Source organism: Flavobacterium sp. FG139 (genome assembly GCF_057809695.1).
In genome coordinates, this window is sequence record NZ_JBMDKL010000009.1 from 93,430 (window position 1) to 113,520 (window position 20,091).

The following is a 20,091-nucleotide window of genomic DNA, read 5'->3' on the forward strand; positions in this document are numbered from 1 at the left end:
TTACTAAAATATTTAACGTACTTTAATAATCCTTTAGATTTATTTTAACGGCGATTTATTCTATCTCCGAAATTCGCAATGTATTTACCATTCCTTTATCCACAACAGGCATTGCAGCAAGGTTGATCAACATATCACCTTTTTTTACAAAACCATTTTCTTTAGCAATAAGGTTGATGTCGTCTACAGTATCGTCGGTGCTCACAAATTTATCGTAGTAAAATGCATTAACGCCCCAAAGTAAATTAAGTTGTGTTAATATTCTTTTGTTCGAAGTGTATACTAAAATATGAGCCGATGGTCGCCAAGCTGAAATTTGGAAAGCTGTATAGCCACTATTGGTTAATGTGGAAATAGCTTTCGCTTTAATATCATTGGCCATAGTAGCCGCGTGATAACAAATTGATTTAGTAATAAAACGTTTGGTTCTAACGTGAGGCGGATTTTGAGGCACTTGAATAAGTGGAGAATCTTCTACCGCTTCAATAATTTGCGTCATTTTCTCAATAACTTGTACTGGGTAATTTCCAACAGAAGTTTCCCCAGACAACATCACCGCATCAGCACCATCCATTACCGAGTTGGCAACGTCGTTTACTTCAGCACGTGTTGGCGTTAAGCTTGTAATCATCGTTTCCATCATTTGGGTGGCCACAATTACAGGGATGCGTGCTGTTTTAGCTCTGTGGATTAATTTTTTCTGAATTAACGGAACTTCGTGTGCCGGAATTTCAACTCCAAGATCACCACGAGCCACCATTAAACCGTCGCAGAAGGCTACAATTTTATCAATATTTTCTACCGCTTCTGGTTTTTCAATTTTGGCTACAATCGGAATTTTATGTTCCGAATTTTTAGCAATTAAATCTTGTAATTCTTCTAAGTCGGCTGGCGTTCTAACAAATGAAAGTGCAATCCAGTCTACTTTTTGTTCAATGGCAAAAAGAGCATCTTTAATGTCTTTTTTAGTCAAAGCAGGAAGCGAAACTTTAGTGTTAGGTAAGTTTACTCCTTTTTTAGATTTCAAGGGTCCGCCTTGAATAACTTTACAAACAACTTCTGTCGATCCGTTAGTTTCAAGGGCTTCAAACATTAATTTACCATCATCAAGAAGAATTTTTTCTCCCGGATTTACATCTCTAGGAAACTCTTTATAATTCATGTAAACACGTTCTTTGGTTCCAGGAACGTCCTCGGCAGTTTGAAACGTAATGATATCGCCAGGGTTTACAACTACATCTTCTTTCATCACTCCTACACGAAGTTTTGGGCCTTGTAAATCAGCAAGAATCGCTGTGGTATAACCATATTCTTGATTTAATTCTCTGATGATATCGATGCGCTCTTTTACATCAGTGTAATCTGCATGAGAAAAATTGATACGGAATACATTTACTCCTGCATCAATCATGTCTTTAATGACTTCTTTTGAACTACAAGCAGGACCTAGTGTGGCTACAATTTTAGTCTTTTTTCTTGTTGACATTTTTATTAAAAAATTAAATTATTTTTCGATTTTATTTTTTCTTTATCCACATTATAAGTCATGCTTATACTGTCGATGGTGCTTATTTTTGAAACAATTTCAGCAATGTTTATTTCTTTTTCAGCATTTTCTATTTTTAAGAAGAAATCTACTTTTTTGTATTCTGGCAATAAGTAGGCTGTAGATGAAAATGTGTTTTTAGAATTAGAAAATAAATCTTGAGAAATTGTATTTTCTATTCCTTCCACTTCATTTTTATTCTGAACTAAATTCCATTTAATGTCATTTTCATGGTCTTCAAATGTAAATCGTGCAAAAGAGGCTCTTCCGCCTTTAACTTGCGACTGAATGTCGTTGTCGTTTTTAGACAAACGAATTGCAATCTCACGATTTATAAAATAGGCCAATCGATAATCTTCTAATGAAGTGTGAATGGCGATGATGTGAAAATCATCCTCTTCAAATTCTTCAATATATACTTTATGAATAGCCATTTAGTGCCAAAATAAGTTGTAAATATAGTGTTTCTACACGTTCGAATTACCTAACGAAGATTACATTAACGTTATTTTATAAACGAAAACGTTGTAGTTTTTGAGAATTTCAATTATTTTTTGTTAATTTTTTCTTGAAATGCAAAATAAGCTCGTTTGGAAGCAATTTCTTCGGCTTTCTTTTTAGAAGTAGCTCTCGACTTAGCAATTACTTTGTCATCAATACTCAATTTAACACCAAAAAAGCGTTGGCCATCGTTACCATTATCGTCAAAAACATCAAAGTTGAAGGTTTTTTTCTCTTTTTGGCACCATTCAATAACGAGACTTTTATAACTGATTACTTTTCCTTCCAATTTAGCAATGTCTACATAAGGTACAATAACTTTTTTTCGGATGAAATCCTCGCAACCTGCATAACCTTTGTCTAAAAAAATAGCACCTACTAATGCTTCAAAAATATTTCCGTGGATGTTTTCTCCAAAATGAGAAGAAGGGACTTTGCTATCAACTAAGTCGACTAAGTTCAAGTCCCTGCCCAATTCGTTCAAGTGTTCCCGACTTACAATTTTAGAGCGCATTTTAGTCAAATAGCCTTCGTCTCCAAGTGGTGCTTCTTTGTATAGATGGGCTGCAATTACAGAACTTAACATCGAATCTCCTAAAAATTCTAAGCGTTCATAGTTCAACGGATTTCCATTGGCATCCAATTTATTAGAAGAACGGTGTGTGAACGCTTTTTCGTAATATTTAAGATTGATGGGTTTGAATCCGATTATTTTTTCAATAGCAACAAAAAAATTCCCGCCTTCGATAGGACGGGAATTTTTGGAAAATATTTTCTTAAGTAATCGCATGAAAACTTAGTCTTCTAATTTTTTGAATAAAACACAAGCATTGTGACCACCAAAACCAAAAGTATTGCTCATAGCCACTTTGATATCTCTTTTTTGAGCTTTATTTAAAGTCAGATTCAATGATGGATCAATGTTTTCGTCCACAACAGTATGATTGATTGTTGGAGGAACAATACCATTTTGCATTGCTAATATTACAGCAATAGCTTCAATAGCACCAGCAGCTCCAAGTAAATGACCAGTCATAGATTTGGTTGAATTGATGTTGATGTTTTTAGCATGATCTCCAAAAACATGACTAATCGCTTTCAATTCGGCAACATCACCAAGAGGTGTTGAAGTTCCGTGAGTATTAATGTGATCTACCATTTCTGGAGTCATACCTGCATCACGCAACGTGTTTTCCATTACAGCAATTACTCCAATTCCTTCAGGATGAGGAGCCGTCAAGTGATAGGCATCAGACGACATTCCGCCACCACCAATTTCACAATAAATTCTAGCACCACGTGCTTTCGCATGTTCGTATTCTTCTAAAACAATAGCCCCAGAACCTTCCCCAAGAACAAAACCGTCACGAGTAGCATCAAAAGGACGCGAAGCCGTTTCTGGTGTTTCATTTCGAGTGGATAAGGCATGCATCGAGTTGAATCCACCCATACCAGCAATAGTAACCGCAGCTTCAGAACCACCTGTAATGATAACATCACACATTCCTAAACGAATATAATTGAACGCATCAATCATCGCATTGGCCGAGGATGCACAAGCAGAAACCGTAGTGTAATTCGGACCCATATAGCCATTTCTCATTGAAATGTGAGCAGGAGCAATATCGGCAATCATTTTTGGGATAAAAAACGGATTGAACTTTGGAGTTCCATCGCCTTTAGCATAATACATTACTTCTTCTTGGAACGTTTCTAAACCGCCAATTCCGGCACCCCAAATTACTCCAACGCGATTTTTCTTTACGTTGTCGTCGGTTAAACCTGCATCTTTAATGGCTTCGTCACTAGCGGCAATAGCATAGTGAGAAAATTTATCCAATCGGCGCGATTCCTTGCGATCCATATAATCTTCAATATTGAAGTTTTTTACTTCACAAGCAAATTTGGTTTTATGCTTTTCAGTATCGTAATATGTTATTGGAGCAGCACCGCTTTTTCCATTTACCAAACCATCCCAATATTCCTGGATGGAATTTCCAATAGGAGTTAATGCTCCAAGACCAGTTACAACAACACGCTTTAATTGCATATAATTTTTTTTAATAGTATTTTAAACAAATAATACCCTGTTTTCTTTATAATTTGAGCTTAAAGAGACAAGGGTATTTCAATATGGAGTGATTGAAATTCAATCAAAAATAGTCTAATTTTTTTAAAAAATAATAAAAACCCGTACACAATTGAAGCATACGGGTTATTTATTTTATTATTTTTTTGCTTCCTCGATGTAAGAAATAGCTTGACCTACAGTAGCAATGTTTTCAGCTTGGTCGTCTGGAATTTGAATATCAAATTCTTTTTCGAACTCCATAATAAGCTCAACAGTGTCTAATGAATCAGCTCCTAAATCGTTTGTGAAGCTTGCTTCTGTTACAACTTCATTCTCGTCAACGCCTAATTTGTCTACGATAATCGCTTTAACTCTTGATGCAATGTCTGACATAATCTTTAATTTTAAAATTTAAATTGTTGGCAAAAATAAAAAACTTTATCTTAAAACCACCTTTTAGTTAATAAATGTGACCACGAAATTAAAAAATTTATTTCACAAAGAACTCTTTTATCTGATTTATTATTCTTTTTTTTGTGTAAAATTTACAACAACTTCGATGAAAAAAATAGTACTATTCGCTTCTGGGTCGGGTTCTAACGCCGAAAAAATTGTTTTGCATTTTAAAGAAAAAGAACAGGCTAAAGTAGTCGAAATATTTACTAACAATCCGAATGCTAAAGTATTAGATCGAGCTAAAAAATTACAAGTTCCCACTCAACTTTTCAACCGTCTAGAGTTAAACGAAGGAAAAGTGTTGGAACAATTGCAACAAATTCAGCCGGATTTGATTGTTTTAGCTGGATTTCTATGGAAATTTCCTGAACACATCATTGCTGCATATCCTAATAAAGTCATCAATATTCATCCAGCTTTATTACCCAATTATGGCGGAAAAGGCATGTACGGAATGCACGTGCATCAAGCGGTTTTAGAAAATAAAGAAAAAGAAACGGGTATTACCATTCATTATGTAAACGAACATTATGACGAAGGTGAATTCATTTTTCAAAAATCAGTCAACATACAAGATTGCTTAACAGCCGAAGAAATTGCCGATAAAATCCACGTTTTAGAGCACCAATATTTCCCTGAAGTAATTGAAAATCTTTTAACTTAATTATTCACATCGTACTTTGTACTTCTAACTTCGTACTTTCTATGTCTCACCAAGTCCACATTTACACCGACGGCGCTGCCAAAGGAAATCCCGGAAACGGAGGTTATGGTGTGGTCATGGAATTAGTAGGCACACCACATAAAAAAGAGTTTTACGAAGGTTTTCGATTGACAACCAACAATCGAATGGAACTATTAGCAGTGATTGTAGGTTTGGAAAAACTCAAAAATCCAAACATGAAGGTTTTAGTAATTTCCGATTCGAAGTATGTGGTGGATTCAGTAGAAAAAAAATGGGTATTGGGTTGGGAGAAAAAAGGATTTGCCAACAGGAAAAACTCCGATTTGTGGAAACGCTTTTTAAAAGTGTATCGAAAACACCAAGTCGATTTCAAATGGATAAAAGGACACAACAACCATCCGCAAAACGAACGTTGCGATCAATTAGCTGTGTATGCTTCGGGTTTACCCAATTTGTCTGTGGATGCTTTTTATGAAAACGTAGATTCTAAACTTTTGTAATGATGAAAAAAAGACTTTTATTTACAGCAATCTTCATTTCTAGCGTTTGTTTTGCTCAAAATGCGCACTATTTTTCAAATAAAAACTTTCTCAAAATGCTTAATAAAGACACTAGTTATGTGTCTTTAAGAAAAAAAATTACTGAAGAATACATGCATTCTAGCCCAGGAAATTGGGGAGAATTTGTGAAAGATGTTGATGAAGATATCAAAACTACTGACAAAATAATCGCCTTTACTTTCGATGCTTGTGGAAGAGAAAAAGGTACTGGTTTTGATCAGGAATTGATAAATTATTTGCAAAAAGAAAATATTCCAGCCACATTGTTTGTAACAGGAAGATGGATAGATGAACATTTTGAAACCTTTTTGTCATTATCAAAAGAGAAAAACTTTGAAATAGAAAATCATGGATTCGATCATAAACCGTGTTCTATTGATGGTGAAAGCGAGTATGGAATTCACGGCACAGCAACGGTTGGCGATGCTTTTGATGAAATTGAAGCCAATGCCCGAAAAATAGAAGCACTTACACACCATAAACCCAAATTTTATCGTTCGGCAACGGCTTTTATTGATGAAGCGTGTGCTAAAATGGCTCGAAAATTAAATATTCAAGCTATTAGTTTTCAAGTATTATCGGGCGATGCAGTTCCGTTTACGCCAGCCAATGAAATTGAAGAAAATGTGTTGAAGAATGTTAAACCGGGTGCAATCATCATCATGCACATGAATCATCCGCAATGGAATACCTTTGAAGCCTTAGAAAAAATAGTTCCAAAACTTAAAGCAGCAGGCTATCGCTTTGTACAACTCAAAGATTTTCCTTTGTATAGTATAAAAGGACAGGATTAGGCTTGAATAAGAATTTATTCCGTAGTCAATTTTTTTATAGTTTTAAACTAAAAATGTATCTTTGCGCCTTTAATTTGAAAACATACAAATGAACAAACTTTTAATAGTAGGAACGGTTGCTTTTGATGCTATCGAAACGCCTTTTGGAAAAACAGATAAAATATTAGGTGGTGCAGGTACGTTTATCGGACTTTCGGCTTCTCATTTTAAATTACAATCGGCTATCGTTTCGATAGTTGGAGATGATTTTCCTCAAGAATATTTAGACTTATTAACGGCAAGAAATATTGATATTTCAGGTCTTGAAGTGGTTAAAGGCGGAAAAACCTTCTTTTGGAGCGGTCGCTACCATAACGATATGAACTCAAGAGATACCTTGGCTACCGAATTAAATGTGTTGGCTGATTTCAATCCAATTGTTCCAGAAAATTATAAAAATGCCGATGTAGTGATGTTAGGAAACTTACATCCAATTGTGCAAACAGGTGTTTTAAATCAAATGACCGAGAAACCAAAATTAGTAGTTTTAGATACTATGAACTTTTGGATGGATTGCGCTTTACCAGAATTACTAGACGTAATCAAACGCGTTGATGTAATTACCATTAACGACGAAGAAGCGCGTCAGTTGTCTGGGGAATATTCTTTAGTGAAAGCAGCGGCAAAAATTCATACTATGGGACCAAAGTATGTAGTCATTAAAAAAGGAGAACACGGAGCATTAATTTTTCATAACGAACATATTTTCTTCGCACCAGCATTGCCTTTAGCCGATGTTTTTGATCCAACTGGAGCTGGAGATACCTTTGCAGGTGGTTTTGCAGGATTCATTACCCAACAAGGAGACATTTCTTTTGAAACGATGAAAACAGCCATCATTCAAGGCTCTAACTTGGCTTCGTTTTGCGTAGAAAAATTCGGAACCGAAAGAATGTTAGAATTGACAGAAGCTGAAGTGAAAAACCGCTTGAAACTATTCAAGTCTTTAACACAATTTGATATAGAATTATAATAACTTTATGCCTCGAAATTTTCGGGGCATTTTTGTTTAAAATACAACACAAATTACACAGATTAGAATAATTAAAAAAATAGGTGAAAATTAGTGTCAAATACAATACACAACTAAATAACTACAACTACAATGAGCGACGCAATCAAACACGAATGTGGAATTGCACTTTTACGATTAAAAAAACCGTTAGAATTTTATAAAGAAAAATACGGTTCGGCTTTCTACGGAATACAGAAAATGTATCTTCTTATGGAAAAGCAACACAACCGCGGTCAAGACGGTGCCGGATTTGCATCCATAAAATTGGATGTTGAGCCAGGCGAACGATACATCAGTCGCGTTCGATCAAACGATGCACAAGCGATTCAAGATGTTTTCAAACAAATTAATGAACGCGTAAACGAAGAAATGGCTGCTCATCCAGAATATGCCGATAATGTAGCGCTTCAAAAAGCCAATATTCCTTATATTGGAGAATTGTTTTTAGGACACGTTCGTTACGGAACTTTTGGAAAAAACAGCATCGAAAGTGTACATCCCTTTTTGCGTCAAAACAATTGGATGCACCGAAATCTTATTGTTGCTGGAAATTTCAACATGACTAATGTTAAAGAACTTTTCAATAGTTTAGTCGAATTGGGGCAGCATCCTAAAGAGATGGCCGATACCGTTACCGTAATGGAAAAAATCGGACACTTTTTGGATGATGAAGTAACTGATTTGTACCAAGAATGTAAAAATAATGGCTTATCCAAAAGAGAAGCGTCTCCAGTAATTGCAGAAAAATTACCTGTTGCCAAAATATTAAAACGCGCTTCCAAAGGTTGGGATGGTGGTTATGCGATGGCTGGACTTTTTGGTCATGGCGATGCCTTCGTATTTAGAGATCCAGCTGGGATTAGACCAGCCTATTTTTATGAAGATGATGAAATTGTTGTAGTAGCTTCAGAACGACCAGTGATTCAAACGGTTTTTAACGTGCCTTTTGAAAAAGTGCAAGAACTACAGCCTGGAAATGCTTTGATCATTAAGAAAAACGGAACGGTTACTGAAGAAGAAATTATCGTTCCAACGGTTAAAAAAGCCTGTTCGTTTGAACGCATTTATTTCTCTAGAGGAAGTGATGCTGAAATTTATCAAGAACGAAAAGAACTAGGAAAATTGATTCTTCCAGCAGTTTTGGAAGCTATTGAAGATGATACGGATAATACGGTTTTCTCTTATATTCCGAATACAGCAGAAACTTCTTTTTATGGCATGGTCGAAGCAGCTAATGATTTCTTGAATCAAAGAAAGAATCAGTTTATTTTAACGAATAGAAAAACCTTAACCAAAGAAAAGTTAGAGGAAATCCTTTCGGTAAAAATAAGAACCGAGAAAATAGCCATTAAAGATGCTAAACTACGAACCTTCATTACCGATGATAGTAGTCGTGACGATTTAGTAGCACACGTTTATGATGTAACTTATGGCGTAATCAAGCCTAAAGATAATTTAGTAATTATTGACGACAGCATTGTGCGCGGTACTACATTAAAAATGAGCATCATCAAAATGATGGACCGATTGAATCCAAAACGAATAGTAGTGGTTTCATCGGCACCGCAAATTCGTTATCCTGATTGTTACGGTATTGATATGGCAAAATTGGAAGGATTAGTAGCTTTTCAAGCGGCTATTGCCCTTTTGAAAGAGCGCAACCAATATCATATCGTAGAAGAAGTATATAAAAAATGTAAAACGCAAGAACATCTCAAAGATGCCGATGTGGTGAATTATGTTACCGAAATATATTCCTCTTTTACCGATAAAGAAATATCCGATAAAATAGCAACATTATTAACCTCTGACGATATTAAAGCCGAAGTCAAAATCATATTTCAATCGGTAGATAATCTTCATTTAGCTTGTCCTAAAAATTTAGGCGATTGGTACTTTACTGGTGACTATCCAACACCAGGCGGAAACCGTGTTGTAAACCGTGCTTTTATGAATTTTTACGAAGGTAAAGACGCCAGAGCGTACTAAAAACTCTCAAAACGTGTAGTTTATCGATTATTATTGTAATTCATCAATATTATTTTGCAGTCGATTACATGTGCATATATCTTTGGTGAACCATAGCATTAGTAGGTTAAGTTTATGGTAGATTTGGGGCAAAAAAGGTGAAAGAAATTTCACCTTTTTTATTTTATATCTCATTCACTTTCAAAATGATAAATTCTACTATCATTTGACCAGTATTCCAATATATTTCATTTTTTTCAACACGATAACTTCAACTTAACTTTAAGTTTGTAATACCATAGAATTTAGTAGGTTAAGTTTATGGTAGATTTGGGGCAAAAAGGCGTTCGTAACTGCGAACGTCTTTTTAAAATTCACACACAAAAAAACCCGTTTGCACACACAAACGGGTTTTTGCTATTTTAAAATTACTTATTTTGCTTCGTTGTATCTTCTGGTAACTTCATTCCAGTTGATTACATTAAAGAACGCTTCAATGTAATCGGGACGACGGTTTTGATAATGCAAGTAGTAAGCATGTTCCCAAACGTCCATTCCTAAAATTGGAGTTCCACCACAACCAACGCCTGGCATTAATGTGTTGTCTTGATTAGGAGTTCCGCAAACTTCCAATTTTCCATCTTTGACGCAAAGCCAAGCCCAACCTGAACCAAATTGAGTAGCTCCAGCTTTTGCGAAAGCTGCTTTGAATTCGTCAAACGAACCAAAATCTTTTTCAATTGCTGCTAACAATTCGCCTGTTGGTAAACCGCCACCGTTTGGTGACATTACCGTCCAAAATAAATTGTGATTGTAAAATCCACCACCATTATTTCTAACAGCTGCTTTGGTTAGGTCTAAGTTTTTAAGAATTTCTTCTATAGATTTTCCTTCCAAATCAGTTCCTGCTACAGCAGCATTTAAGTTGGTGGTATAAGCGTTGTGATGTTTTGAATGGTGAATTTCCATTGTTCGTGCATCAATATGTGGTTCTAACGCATCGTAAGCGTAAGGTAATTGTGGTAATTCAAAAGCCATGATATTTTTGTTTAAGTTAATACTAAAATTGATTTCAAATTTATACATTTATCTTTGTAAAAGAAAATACTTTTTTTACATAATTCTATTGACAAAACCTATCGCTAAACGCTATGAAATTTGAGCTTCAACCGAATCATTTACAAAACGAATGGATCATACTAATTCCGCTTCAAGAAAATGATTTTGAAGCCTTATATCAAGTGGCTAATGACGAGCTGCTTTGGGAGCAACATCCCAATAAGTTGCGATACCAACGAGCTGTTTTTCAAAATTTCTTTCAAGGTGCTATCGAATCGAAAGGCGCTTTTTTTATTCGAGATACTCAAACCAACGAGCCTGTGGGCAGCAGCCGTTTTTATGATTATGATGAAAAAGATAATTCAATATTAATTGGGTACACTTTTATCGCCAGAAAATATTGGGGAAAAGGATACAATAAAGCTTTGAAAAAACTCATGATAGATTATGCTTTTCAGTATGTGGACACCATTTATTTTCATATTGGAGCCCACAACATTCGTTCTCAAAAAGCCATCGAAAAAATTGGAGCCATAAAAGTTGATGAAATTGAAGTGACGTATTACGGAGAAGATTCTAAATTGAATTATATTTATCGAATTAATAAAACTTAAATGCAAAAAACGGCATTCACGCTATACGACGCTTCGGCTGGTTCGGGTAAGACCTATACTTTGGTAAAAGAATATCTAAAAAATATTCTATTATCCAATAAAAATGATGCGTATAAAAACATTCTTGCCATTACGTTTACTAACAAAGCAGTGCATGAAATGAAAAGTCGTGTGGTGGAAAATTTATCGGAGTTTGCCCAAGAAGACCCTTCCAATAAAGCGTTAGAGTTGATGCAAGTTATCAATGCAGAAACCCAATTGAGTCTGCACGATATTCAAGTCAAAGCTAAAAGCATCATCAAGAACATCATTCACAATTATGCTGCTTTTGACATTTCTACCATCGATAAATTTACGCATAAAGTCATTCGTGCTTTTGCACACGATTTGAATTTGCCCATTACTTTTGAAGTTTCGCTAGATACCGAAAATTTGTTAACCGAAGCCGTAGATGCTATTATTGCGCAAGCTGGCGAAGATGAGACGCTGACCAATTTACTGGTTGATTTCACGATGGAAAAAACCGATGACGATAAAAGTTGGGATGTTTCGCGCGAAATTATGGATACTGGTCGATTGATTTTAAATGAAAACAATCGGGAAGAAATTACTCATTTTAACAACAAAACCATCGCCGAATTTGTTGAAATCAAAAACAAACTGACCGAACTTTCAGAACAAATAGCTTCTGAAACGATTGAATTGGCTACCGAAGCCTTGTTGCTCATTGAAAAAAACGGTATCGATGTAAAATCGTTTTCTGGCGGATATTTTCCAAAACATTTAATCAGCATTCAAGAAGGAAAATTTAATCCAAACAATAAAACCTACCACGAATTTGAAGATGTCAAAATCAACAAAACGGCTAAAGATGGTGCTATAATAGAAAGTGTTATTCCCGAATTATTGTCACTATTACAATCGATTTACAACAAATTTGAAAAACGCAATTTTTACGACGCATTTTTAAAAAATATCACGCCGCTTTCGCTATTGAATACGGTTAGTAATGAATTGACGAAAATCCAAAAAGACCAAAACATTCTTTCGATAGCAGAATTCAATAAGTTGATTAACGAACAAATTCAGAACCAACCGGCACCGTTTATCTACGAGCGATTGGGCGAACGTTACAAGCATTTTTTTATTGACGAATTTCAAGATACGTCGGAAATGCAATGGCAAAACTTGATTCCGCTAATTGACAATGCGCTGGTAAGTGAAGATTTGCAAGGCGAAAGAGGTTCGTTGCTGTTGGTTGGCGATCCCAAACAATCCATTTATCGATGGCGTGGCGGAAAAGCTGAACAGTTTATCGAATTGAGTAAAGATCAAAATCCGTTTAATGTTGCCAAAAAATTGGAACAATTAGACACCAACTGGAGAAGTTACTCGGAAGTAATTGAGTTCAACAACGACTTCTTTCAGTTTTTATCCAAAGAATTTGAGAATAAAGACTATCAAGATTTGTATCTGAATCACAGCCGTCAAAAAACCAACAATAAAAAAGGCGGATTGGTATCGATTTCTTTTCTTCCCAAAGTTGAGGTGGTTGAAAATGAAGAAGAAAATGTCGATAAAAACGAATTGTATTTAGAAGCCACACTTCGCATCATTGAAAAAGCTAAATCGAATGGTTTCAAGAACAAAGACATTGTGATTTTAACCCGAAAAAAATCGCAAGGAACCGACATTGCTAATTATTTGACTGAAAACGGCATTCCGATTTTGTCATCCGAAAGTTTGTTGATTGGTGCGTCGTCGGAAGTGCAGTGCATCATTCAAATTTTACGTTATTTGAAAAATAACAACGATCTTGAGGCTAAAGCTAATTTTTTGTATTATTTAGCCAATAACCAGCAAGATACATTACCTGTTCACGATTTTATTTTTCAAGGAATTGAACAAAAAAACGAAAAGGATTTCCAAGTGTGGCTGACTCAATTTGGATTGGAATTTTCGTTTGAAAACAATCGGAAAAAATCGTTGTACGAAGCTGCTGAAATTATTATTTCTAAAGTAATTCCGATAAAAAAACGCAATGCTTATGTGCAATATTTCTTGGATATTGTTTTGGAGCGCGATATTAAAAATCAAGCAGGAATATCCGATTTTCTTTCGTATTGGGATAAAAACGGTGAAAAACTCAGCATTCCGTCGCCCGAAGGAAACGATGCCGTGCGTATTATGACCATTCACAAATCGAAGGGATTGGAATTTCCGGTGGTGATTTTTCCGTTTGCGGAAGAAGATTTTAGTCGAAGTCCGAAAGAAAAAATATGGCTCAACGCCGACGAAGATGTAATAGGATTGCCCAAAGCATTGGTAGACAAAAGCAGTAAAGTGGAAAGTTATGGCGAAGAAGCTTCAAAAGTTTACAGTCAGAAAAAACAAGAAGATTTATTAGACAGTATTAATGTGTTGTATGTGGCTTTGACGCGTGCCGAAGAACAATTGCACATTATTTCTAGTATGAATATCAAAAAAGACGGAAGTTTGCCTAACAACTTATCGTCATTTTTTATAGAATTTTTGCACGATAAAGGATTTGAAGAAACAAAATTCCTGTACGAATTTGGTCAAACTGCAAAACTATCGACCGACGAACAAACAGAAAAAAACACCGAAGTTATTCCACAAGTGGCTTCAACATTAAATCCGAAAAACATCAAAATTGCCCAACGAGAAAGTGTGATGTGGAATACCAAACAACAAAACGCCATTGAATACGGAAATACCATTCACGAAATTTTGTCGTTTGTAAAAACTAAAAACGATATCGATTTGGCCATTACAAAAGCCATTGAAAACGGATTAATTGTGGTTTCGCAAAAAGAAGAAGTCGCAAAAACGATTAACGAAATAGTCGGTCACAATGATTTATCTGATTTTTTTGCCCTCGGAACCAAAGTGCTGAATGAGCAAACCATCATTCAAAAAGAAGGCAATTTGGTAAAGCCCGATAGAATGGTGCTTTATAAAAAAAACGAAATCTATTTGTTAGATTACAAAACAGGTTCGCATTTGCCTAAATACCAGCAACAATTAGAACAGTATCAAATTGCGATTGAGGATATGGGATATAAAGTAGTTAAAAAAACATTGGTTTATATTGGAGAAGGAATTGAAATTGTAAATTTGTAGACGCAAACAAGAACAAAACAAACTAAAATAAACATGTACGGAAAAATTCAACAACACCTGCAAAACGAATTGAATACCATTGAACAAAACGGTATTTTTAAAAAAGAACGCATCATTACCTCGCCACAAGGTGCCGAAATTACGGTTAACGGCGAAACGGTTTTAAATTTTTGTGCAAACAATTATTTAGGATTATCGTCACATCCCGAAGTGATTCAAGCGGCCAAAGATGCTTTAGATTCGCATGGTTTCGGAATGTCGTCGGTGCGATTTATTTGTGGAACTCAAGACATTCACAAAACCTTAGAAAAAAAGATAGCCGATTTTTACGGAACAGAAGATACCATTTTATATGCTGCAGCCTTTGATGCTAATGGTGGTGTTTTTGAACCTTTATTGGGCGAAGAAGATTGCATTATATCCGATAGTTTGAATCATGCTTCCATTATTGACGGTGTTCGATTGTGTAAAGCGGCGCGTTATCGTTATGAAAATTCCAATATGGAAGATTTAGAACAACAATTGATTAAAGCAACCGAAGCAGGTCATCGTTTTAAATTAATTGTAACCGATGGCGTTTTCTCAATGGATGGATTGGTAGCTCCATTGGATAAAATTTGTGATTTAGCCGATAAATATGATGCTTTAGTGATGGTAGACGAATGTCATGCGGCTGGATTCATTGGTGCAACTGGAAAAGGAACCCTGGAAGCTAAAGGTGTTATGGGACGTGTAGATATCATTACTGGAACTTTAGGAAAAGCTTTGGGAGGCGCTATGGGTGGATATACTACAGCAAAAAAAGAAGTGATTGAAATCTTACGTCAACGTTCGCGTCCGTATTTGTTTTCCAATTCGTTAGCGCCAGCCATTGTTGGGGCTTCAATTAAAGTGTTTGAATTATTAGAAAAAGATACCACGCTTCGAGACAAGTTAGAGTGGAATACCAACTATTTTAAAGCAGGTATGAAAGCGGCAGGGCTTGATATTATTGATGGTGATTCGGCTATTGTACCAGTTATGTTGTATGATGCCAAACTTTCTCAGATCATGGCCGATGAACTTTTGAAAAAAGGAATCTACGTAATCGGATTCTTTTATCCAGTGGTTCCAAAAGATAAAGCAAGGATTAGAGTGCAACTTTCTGCAGCTCATACAAAAGAGCATTTGGATAAAGCAATTGAAGCCTTTACGGAAGTAGGTAAGTCCCTTAAAATCATATAATGTAGAATTTTAACTACAAGATTTTGATAATTCATTTATTGGTGTTACTTTTGCACCATTATATCTTTATAATCTAACAAAATTAAGTATGAAACATCTTAACAAATTATTTGCTTTATTGATGCTTATCGGATTAAGTTCTCAAGCACAAGACAGCAACAACAAATGGGCTATTTCGTTTGGTGCAAACGCAATAGACGGAGGTAGAGTTAGTGCTGCTTCTAGTGTAAAAGAACAATTTTCTCAATATTTTGATGCAAAAAAATATTGGAGTATCATTCCTTCAGTATCTTCTTTGAATATTTCAAGATATGTAGGAGACAATTTCTCTTTCGGTGTTACAGGATCTGTTAACAAAATCAACAAATTTGTTGGTGAAAGAGTATACGACGCTACAACAAATACAAGTGATTATCCAGTTACAAATCCTGGTGATTTAATGTATTACAGTGTTGATGGAGTAGTGAAATACAGCTTCATGAACTTAATCAAATCTAAAGTGTTTGATCCATCTGCTCATATTGGTGGAGGTTACACTTGGGTTGGTGATGCTTCAGCTGGTACTATTAATGGTGGTTTAGGATTGACTTTTTGGTTAACTAAACAAGTTGGTTTATCATTCTCTTCAACTTACAAACATTCTTTCGACGACGCTAGAGTTGCTAATGTAGATGTTGCTTCTCATATGCAACACTTTGCAGGTTTAACATTCAAATTTGGTGCTAAAGATTCTGACGATGATGGAATCTATGATAATGATGATGCTTGTCCAAATGATAAAGGAACTTTAGAATTTAAAGGTTGTCCAGATACAGATGGTGATAAAATTATTGACAAAGATGATTCTTGTCCTACAGAAGCTGGTTTAGCTCAATTCAATGGATGTCCTGATACAGACGGTGACGGAGTTCAAGATAAAGACGACGCTTGTGTTGACGTAGCTGGTTTAAAATCATTGAATGGTTGTCCAGATGCTGACGGTGACGGTATTGCTGATAAAGCTGACAAATGTCCAGAAGTTAAAGGTCCAAAAGAAAACGGTGGTTGTCCTTGGCCAGATAGAGATGGCGATAAAGTTCTTGACAAAGATGACAAATGTCCAGATGTTGCTGGAACTGTAGCTAATCAAGGTTGTCCAGAAGTTACTGAAGAAGCTATCAAAAAATTAAATGATTACGCTAAAACAATCTTGTTTGATACGGCTAAAGCTTCTTTCCAAAAACAAACTTACCCAGTATTAGAAGCTATCACAGCTATCTTAAAAGAGTATCCAACTGCTAACTTCTCTATCGAAGGTCACACAGATTCTGATGGTAAAGATGCAGCTAATCAAAAATTGTCTGAAGACAGAGCAGGTGCAGTTAAAGCTTACTTAGTTGAGCACGGAATTGCAGCTTCAAGATTATCTTCAGTAGGTTATGGTGAATCTAAACCAATTGATACTAACAAAACTAAAGCTGGTAAAGCTAACAACAGAAGAGTTGAAGTGAAATTAGTAAAATAATTTCTTCTAAAATATTTTCAAGAAACGTCCCGATTTATCGGGACGTTTTTTTATTTTTATACTATGGCAAATCCAACGTTTCTTCAAAAAATTGCAACCGTTATTTTAAATGAGTATTCCGATTCATTGTTTGATACGGTAATTATTTTACCTAATAGAAGAGCTAAAGTTTTTCTTTTGGATGCTTTAAAACAGCAATCTCAAAAAACCATATTAGCTCCCGAAATTATCAGTATAGAAGATTTTGTTCAGAATATTTCCAGAATTCGTTCCATAGATAATGTCGAACTTTTGTTTGAATTCTATACCATTTATTTAGAAATTACGGAGAAGGATGCGGAATCGTTTGAAACCTTTGCCAATTGGGCCAAAACCTTACTTCAAGACTTTAACGAAATTGACCGTTATTTATTAGAACCCGATAAAGTCTTAAAATATTTAGAAAATATTAAAGAAATTGAACATTGGGCGGTCGATATTGATCAACGAACCGAACTCATAGAAAACTATCTAGTTTTTTGGAAAAAACTGCCATCATATTATTATTCATTGTACAATTATTTGTTAGAAAAAGGGATGGGTTATCAAGGCTTAATTTATAGAGAAGCTGTTAATAATTTGAATCATTTTTCCGAATCAGTAAAAGAAAAAAGCTTTGTCTTTGCCGGATTTAATGCCCTTAATCAAGCGGAAGAAAAAATAGTACAACACCTTTTAGCTATCGATAAAGCCAAAATATATTGGGATATCGATGAAACGTTTTTAAACGATACCTTTCACGATGCAGGGCTTTTTCAACGCCGATTTAAGTCAACGTGGCCTTATTATAAAACACATCCCTACGAGTGGATTACAACCGAGTACCAACAAGAGAAAAACATTCAAGTTATTGGTACACCAAAATCTATTGGTCAAGCCAAAATAGTGGGTGATATTGTAGAAAAACACAGTAACGACCATAATGGCCAACTTCAAAATGTAGCAGTCGTGTTGGGTGAAGAAAGCTTGCTGTTGCCTATTTTGTATTCGCTTCCCAACAATGTTGATGCCTTAAACATCACGATGGGATTTTCAAGTAAAAACAATCCTGCCCAACTTTTAATGGCCAAATTGTTCAAAATGCACACCAACGCTTTGTCAAGAAATGCTTCAAATTATGTGCTGTATTACAAAGATGTGTTGGATATTTTGACACATCCACTCATAGAACCTTTCGTCAATGCCTCACAATTAGTCAATCGCATCAACCAAAATAATTACACCTTTATTCTTCAAAAACGAATACTGGAATTGCAAGAAAATCAGAATGAACTATTCCAATTGTTGTTTCAAAAATGGGATACTAATTCGGTGCAAGTTCTTGAAAATTTATCACATATTTTATTGATTATTAAGTCGAATTTGAGTCGTGACAATGAAGAAGAAAAAATCACAAACGCCTTTGTATATTCTATTTTCAAAGTCATTAATCAGTTGAATTCTTATTTTTCTTCACACGAAAATATTGATTCTATCGATACGCTATATGCTATATACAAACAAGTAATTGACGTGGCTGAGGTTTCTTTTGAAGGAGAACCGCTGAACGGATTACAAATCATGGGAGTTCTCGAAAGCCGTGTGCTCGATTTTGAAACGGTAATCATCACATCGGTAAACGAAGGGAAGTTTCCAGCAGGTAAAAGCATGAATTCTTTCATTCCGTATGATGTGAAACGCGAATTGGGATTGCCTACTTATAAAGAAAAAGACGCCATTTATACCTATCATTTCTATCATTTATTGCAACGGGCTAAAAACGTGTATTTGCTGTATAATTCGGATAGTGAAGGTTTAGATGCTGGCGAGAAAAGCCGATTTATCACGCAATTGGAAGTTGAAAAACAACCCAAACACCACTTGAACTTTCAAACGTATAATGCCGATGTGCCTGAAATTGCACACCAACCTATTCTAGTCCCAAAATCGGAAAGTGTTTTGTTGCGATTGAAAGAAATTGCCGAAAAAGGATTTTCGCCTTCGTCATTAACAACCTATATCCGAAATCCGATTCAGTTTTATTTTCAACGTATTTTACGCATTTCAGAAACCGATGAAGTCGAGGAAAATATTGCAGTGAATACACTCGGAACCATTATTCATGGTGCTTTAGAGGAATTATACAAGCCTTTTATTGATAAAATTTTAATAGAAAATGATTTAAAAATTGCTATCAAAAACATCGATGAAGAAGTGTTGAAACAATTCAAAGAAGTATACAAAGAAGGAGATATCAAAAAAGGAAGAAATCTGTTAGCCTATGAAGTAGCCAAACGAAACGTACTTAACTTTTTGAAATTGGAATTAGATTCGATTCAAAACGGTGATCAAATTCAGATTATTGCACTTGAACACCATTTGGAACGCACACTAGAACATCCCAATTTGCCCTTTCCAGTAAAAATTGCAGGAAATGTGGATCGTATTGAAAACCGAAACGGCAAAATCAGAATCATCGATTACAAAACGGGTAAAGTAGATAAACCAAGTGTTACTTTAAAATCGTGGAACGGTTTAACAGAAGACATCAAAAACGACAAAATCATACAAATTCTTGCTTACGCATTTATGTACGAACCTGAAGCAAAAGGGTTAGAAATTGAAGCCGGAATCATTTCGTTTAAAAACTTAAAAAACGGATTTTTACCGTTTACTTTTAAAGTAGATAAAGAAGAAACTAATGTCATTTCGAGTGAAATTATGGAGCATTATCTAGAAGAAATTGTGGTTTTATTGAGTGAAATACTTGATGTGGATATGGCTTTTGAAGAAAAGGCCTAACCGCAAAGGCGTTAGGTTTTTTCGCAAAGTCCGCAAAGGAAATAATAGAACTTTAAAAAAATAAAGAAAATCATTGTGAACTTTGCGCTTT

The 20,091-nt window shown here is 35.2% G+C and carries 16 protein-coding genes; 10 read left to right on the forward strand and 6 right to left on the reverse strand.

From position 1 onward, the window contains the following. Window positions 1–55 precede the first annotated feature (55 nt). From pyk to ACODSI_RS09395, 5 genes are all read right to left on the reverse strand, one after another. On the reverse strand, window positions 56–1,486 hold the full coding sequence (gene pyk / locus ACODSI_RS09375) for a pyruvate kinase (protein WP_488916585.1): 1,431 nt from the start codon (window positions 1,484–1,486) through the stop codon (window positions 56–58). A gap of 5 nt (window positions 1,487–1,491) precedes the next feature. Continuing rightward, the gene (locus ACODSI_RS09380; RefSeq protein WP_488916586.1) at window positions 1,492–1,980 is read right to left on the reverse strand and encodes an IPExxxVDY family protein; all 489 of its coding nucleotides are present in this window, start codon (window positions 1,978–1,980) and stop codon (window positions 1,492–1,494) included. 113 nt (window positions 1,981–2,093) lie between these two features. Next, window positions 2,094–2,837, reverse strand: a complete 744-nt coding sequence (locus tag ACODSI_RS09385; RefSeq protein WP_488916587.1) for a ribonuclease III family protein — start codon at window positions 2,835–2,837, stop codon at window positions 2,094–2,096. 6 nt (window positions 2,838–2,843) lie between these two features. Beyond that, complete coding sequence (fabF, locus tag ACODSI_RS09390; RefSeq protein ID WP_488916588.1) at window positions 2,844–4,097, reverse strand: beta-ketoacyl-ACP synthase II; 1,254 nt, start codon at window positions 4,095–4,097, stop codon at window positions 2,844–2,846. A gap of 177 nt (window positions 4,098–4,274) precedes the next feature. After that, window positions 4,275–4,511 (reverse strand): acyl carrier protein, encoded by a 237-nt coding sequence (locus ACODSI_RS09395; RefSeq protein WP_007137004.1) that lies wholly within the window; start codon window positions 4,509–4,511, stop codon window positions 4,275–4,277. Between the two features lie 166 nt (window positions 4,512–4,677). Here ACODSI_RS09395 and purN point away from each other — a divergent pair, with 166 nt between their 5' ends. The 5 genes from purN to ACODSI_RS09420 all read left to right on the forward strand — a co-directional run bounded on the left by purN (window position 4,678) and on the right by ACODSI_RS09420 (window position 9,656). Then, entirely contained in the window at window positions 4,678–5,238 is a 561-nt protein-coding gene (gene purN / locus ACODSI_RS09400; protein ID WP_488916589.1) for a phosphoribosylglycinamide formyltransferase, read from the forward strand. Window positions 5,239–5,279: 41 nt separating this feature from the next. Beyond that, window positions 5,280–5,759 (forward strand): ribonuclease HI, encoded by a 480-nt coding sequence (gene rnhA, locus ACODSI_RS09405; RefSeq protein ID WP_488916590.1) that lies wholly within the window; start codon window positions 5,280–5,282, stop codon window positions 5,757–5,759. A gap of 95 nt (window positions 5,760–5,854) precedes the next feature. Further along, window positions 5,855–6,613 carry a polysaccharide deacetylase family protein gene (locus ACODSI_RS09410; protein WP_488916591.1) on the forward strand — a complete coding sequence of 253 codons (759 nt, stop codon included), beginning with the start codon at window positions 5,855–5,857 and terminating at the stop codon, window positions 6,611–6,613. An 88-nt stretch (window positions 6,614–6,701) separates the two neighbouring features. Next, a complete protein-coding gene (locus ACODSI_RS09415) occupies window positions 6,702–7,625 on the forward strand; it encodes a PfkB family carbohydrate kinase (RefSeq protein ID WP_488916592.1) in 924 nt (307 codons plus the stop codon). Between the two features lie 132 nt (window positions 7,626–7,757). Next, window positions 7,758–9,656, forward strand: a complete 1,899-nt coding sequence (locus ACODSI_RS09420) for an amidophosphoribosyltransferase (RefSeq protein WP_488916593.1) — start codon at window positions 7,758–7,760, stop codon at window positions 9,654–9,656. 411 nt (window positions 9,657–10,067) lie between these two features. On the opposite strand, the gene ACODSI_RS09425 is transcribed toward ACODSI_RS09420, so the two are convergent. Next, window positions 10,068–10,673, reverse strand: a complete 606-nt coding sequence (locus tag ACODSI_RS09425; protein ID WP_488916594.1) for a superoxide dismutase — start codon at window positions 10,671–10,673, stop codon at window positions 10,068–10,070. Window positions 10,674–10,786: 113 nt separating this feature from the next. Here ACODSI_RS09425 and ACODSI_RS09430 point away from each other — a divergent pair, with 113 nt between their 5' ends. From ACODSI_RS09430 to ACODSI_RS09450, 5 genes are all read left to right on the forward strand, one after another. Continuing rightward, window positions 10,787–11,308, forward strand: coding sequence for a GNAT family N-acetyltransferase (locus ACODSI_RS09430; RefSeq protein WP_488916595.1), 522 nt, complete (start codon window positions 10,787–10,789; stop codon window positions 11,306–11,308). Continuing rightward, the gene (locus ACODSI_RS09435) at window positions 11,309–14,452 is read left to right on the forward strand and encodes a UvrD-helicase domain-containing protein (RefSeq protein WP_488916596.1); all 3,144 of its coding nucleotides are present in this window, start codon (window positions 11,309–11,311) and stop codon (window positions 14,450–14,452) included. It begins immediately after the preceding gene. Window positions 14,453–14,485: 33 nt separating this feature from the next. Further along, window positions 14,486–15,676, forward strand: coding sequence for a glycine C-acetyltransferase (kbl, locus tag ACODSI_RS09440; RefSeq protein ID WP_488916597.1), 1,191 nt, complete (start codon window positions 14,486–14,488; stop codon window positions 15,674–15,676). 88 nt (window positions 15,677–15,764) lie between these two features. Beyond that, window positions 15,765–17,180 (forward strand): OmpA family protein, encoded by a 1,416-nt coding sequence (locus tag ACODSI_RS09445; protein ID WP_488916598.1) that lies wholly within the window; start codon window positions 15,765–15,767, stop codon window positions 17,178–17,180. 63 nt (window positions 17,181–17,243) lie between these two features. Continuing rightward, complete coding sequence (locus ACODSI_RS09450) at window positions 17,244–20,000, forward strand: PD-(D/E)XK nuclease family protein (RefSeq protein ID WP_488916599.1); 2,757 nt, start codon at window positions 17,244–17,246, stop codon at window positions 19,998–20,000. The last annotated feature ends 91 nt before the right edge of the window (window positions 20,001–20,091 follow it).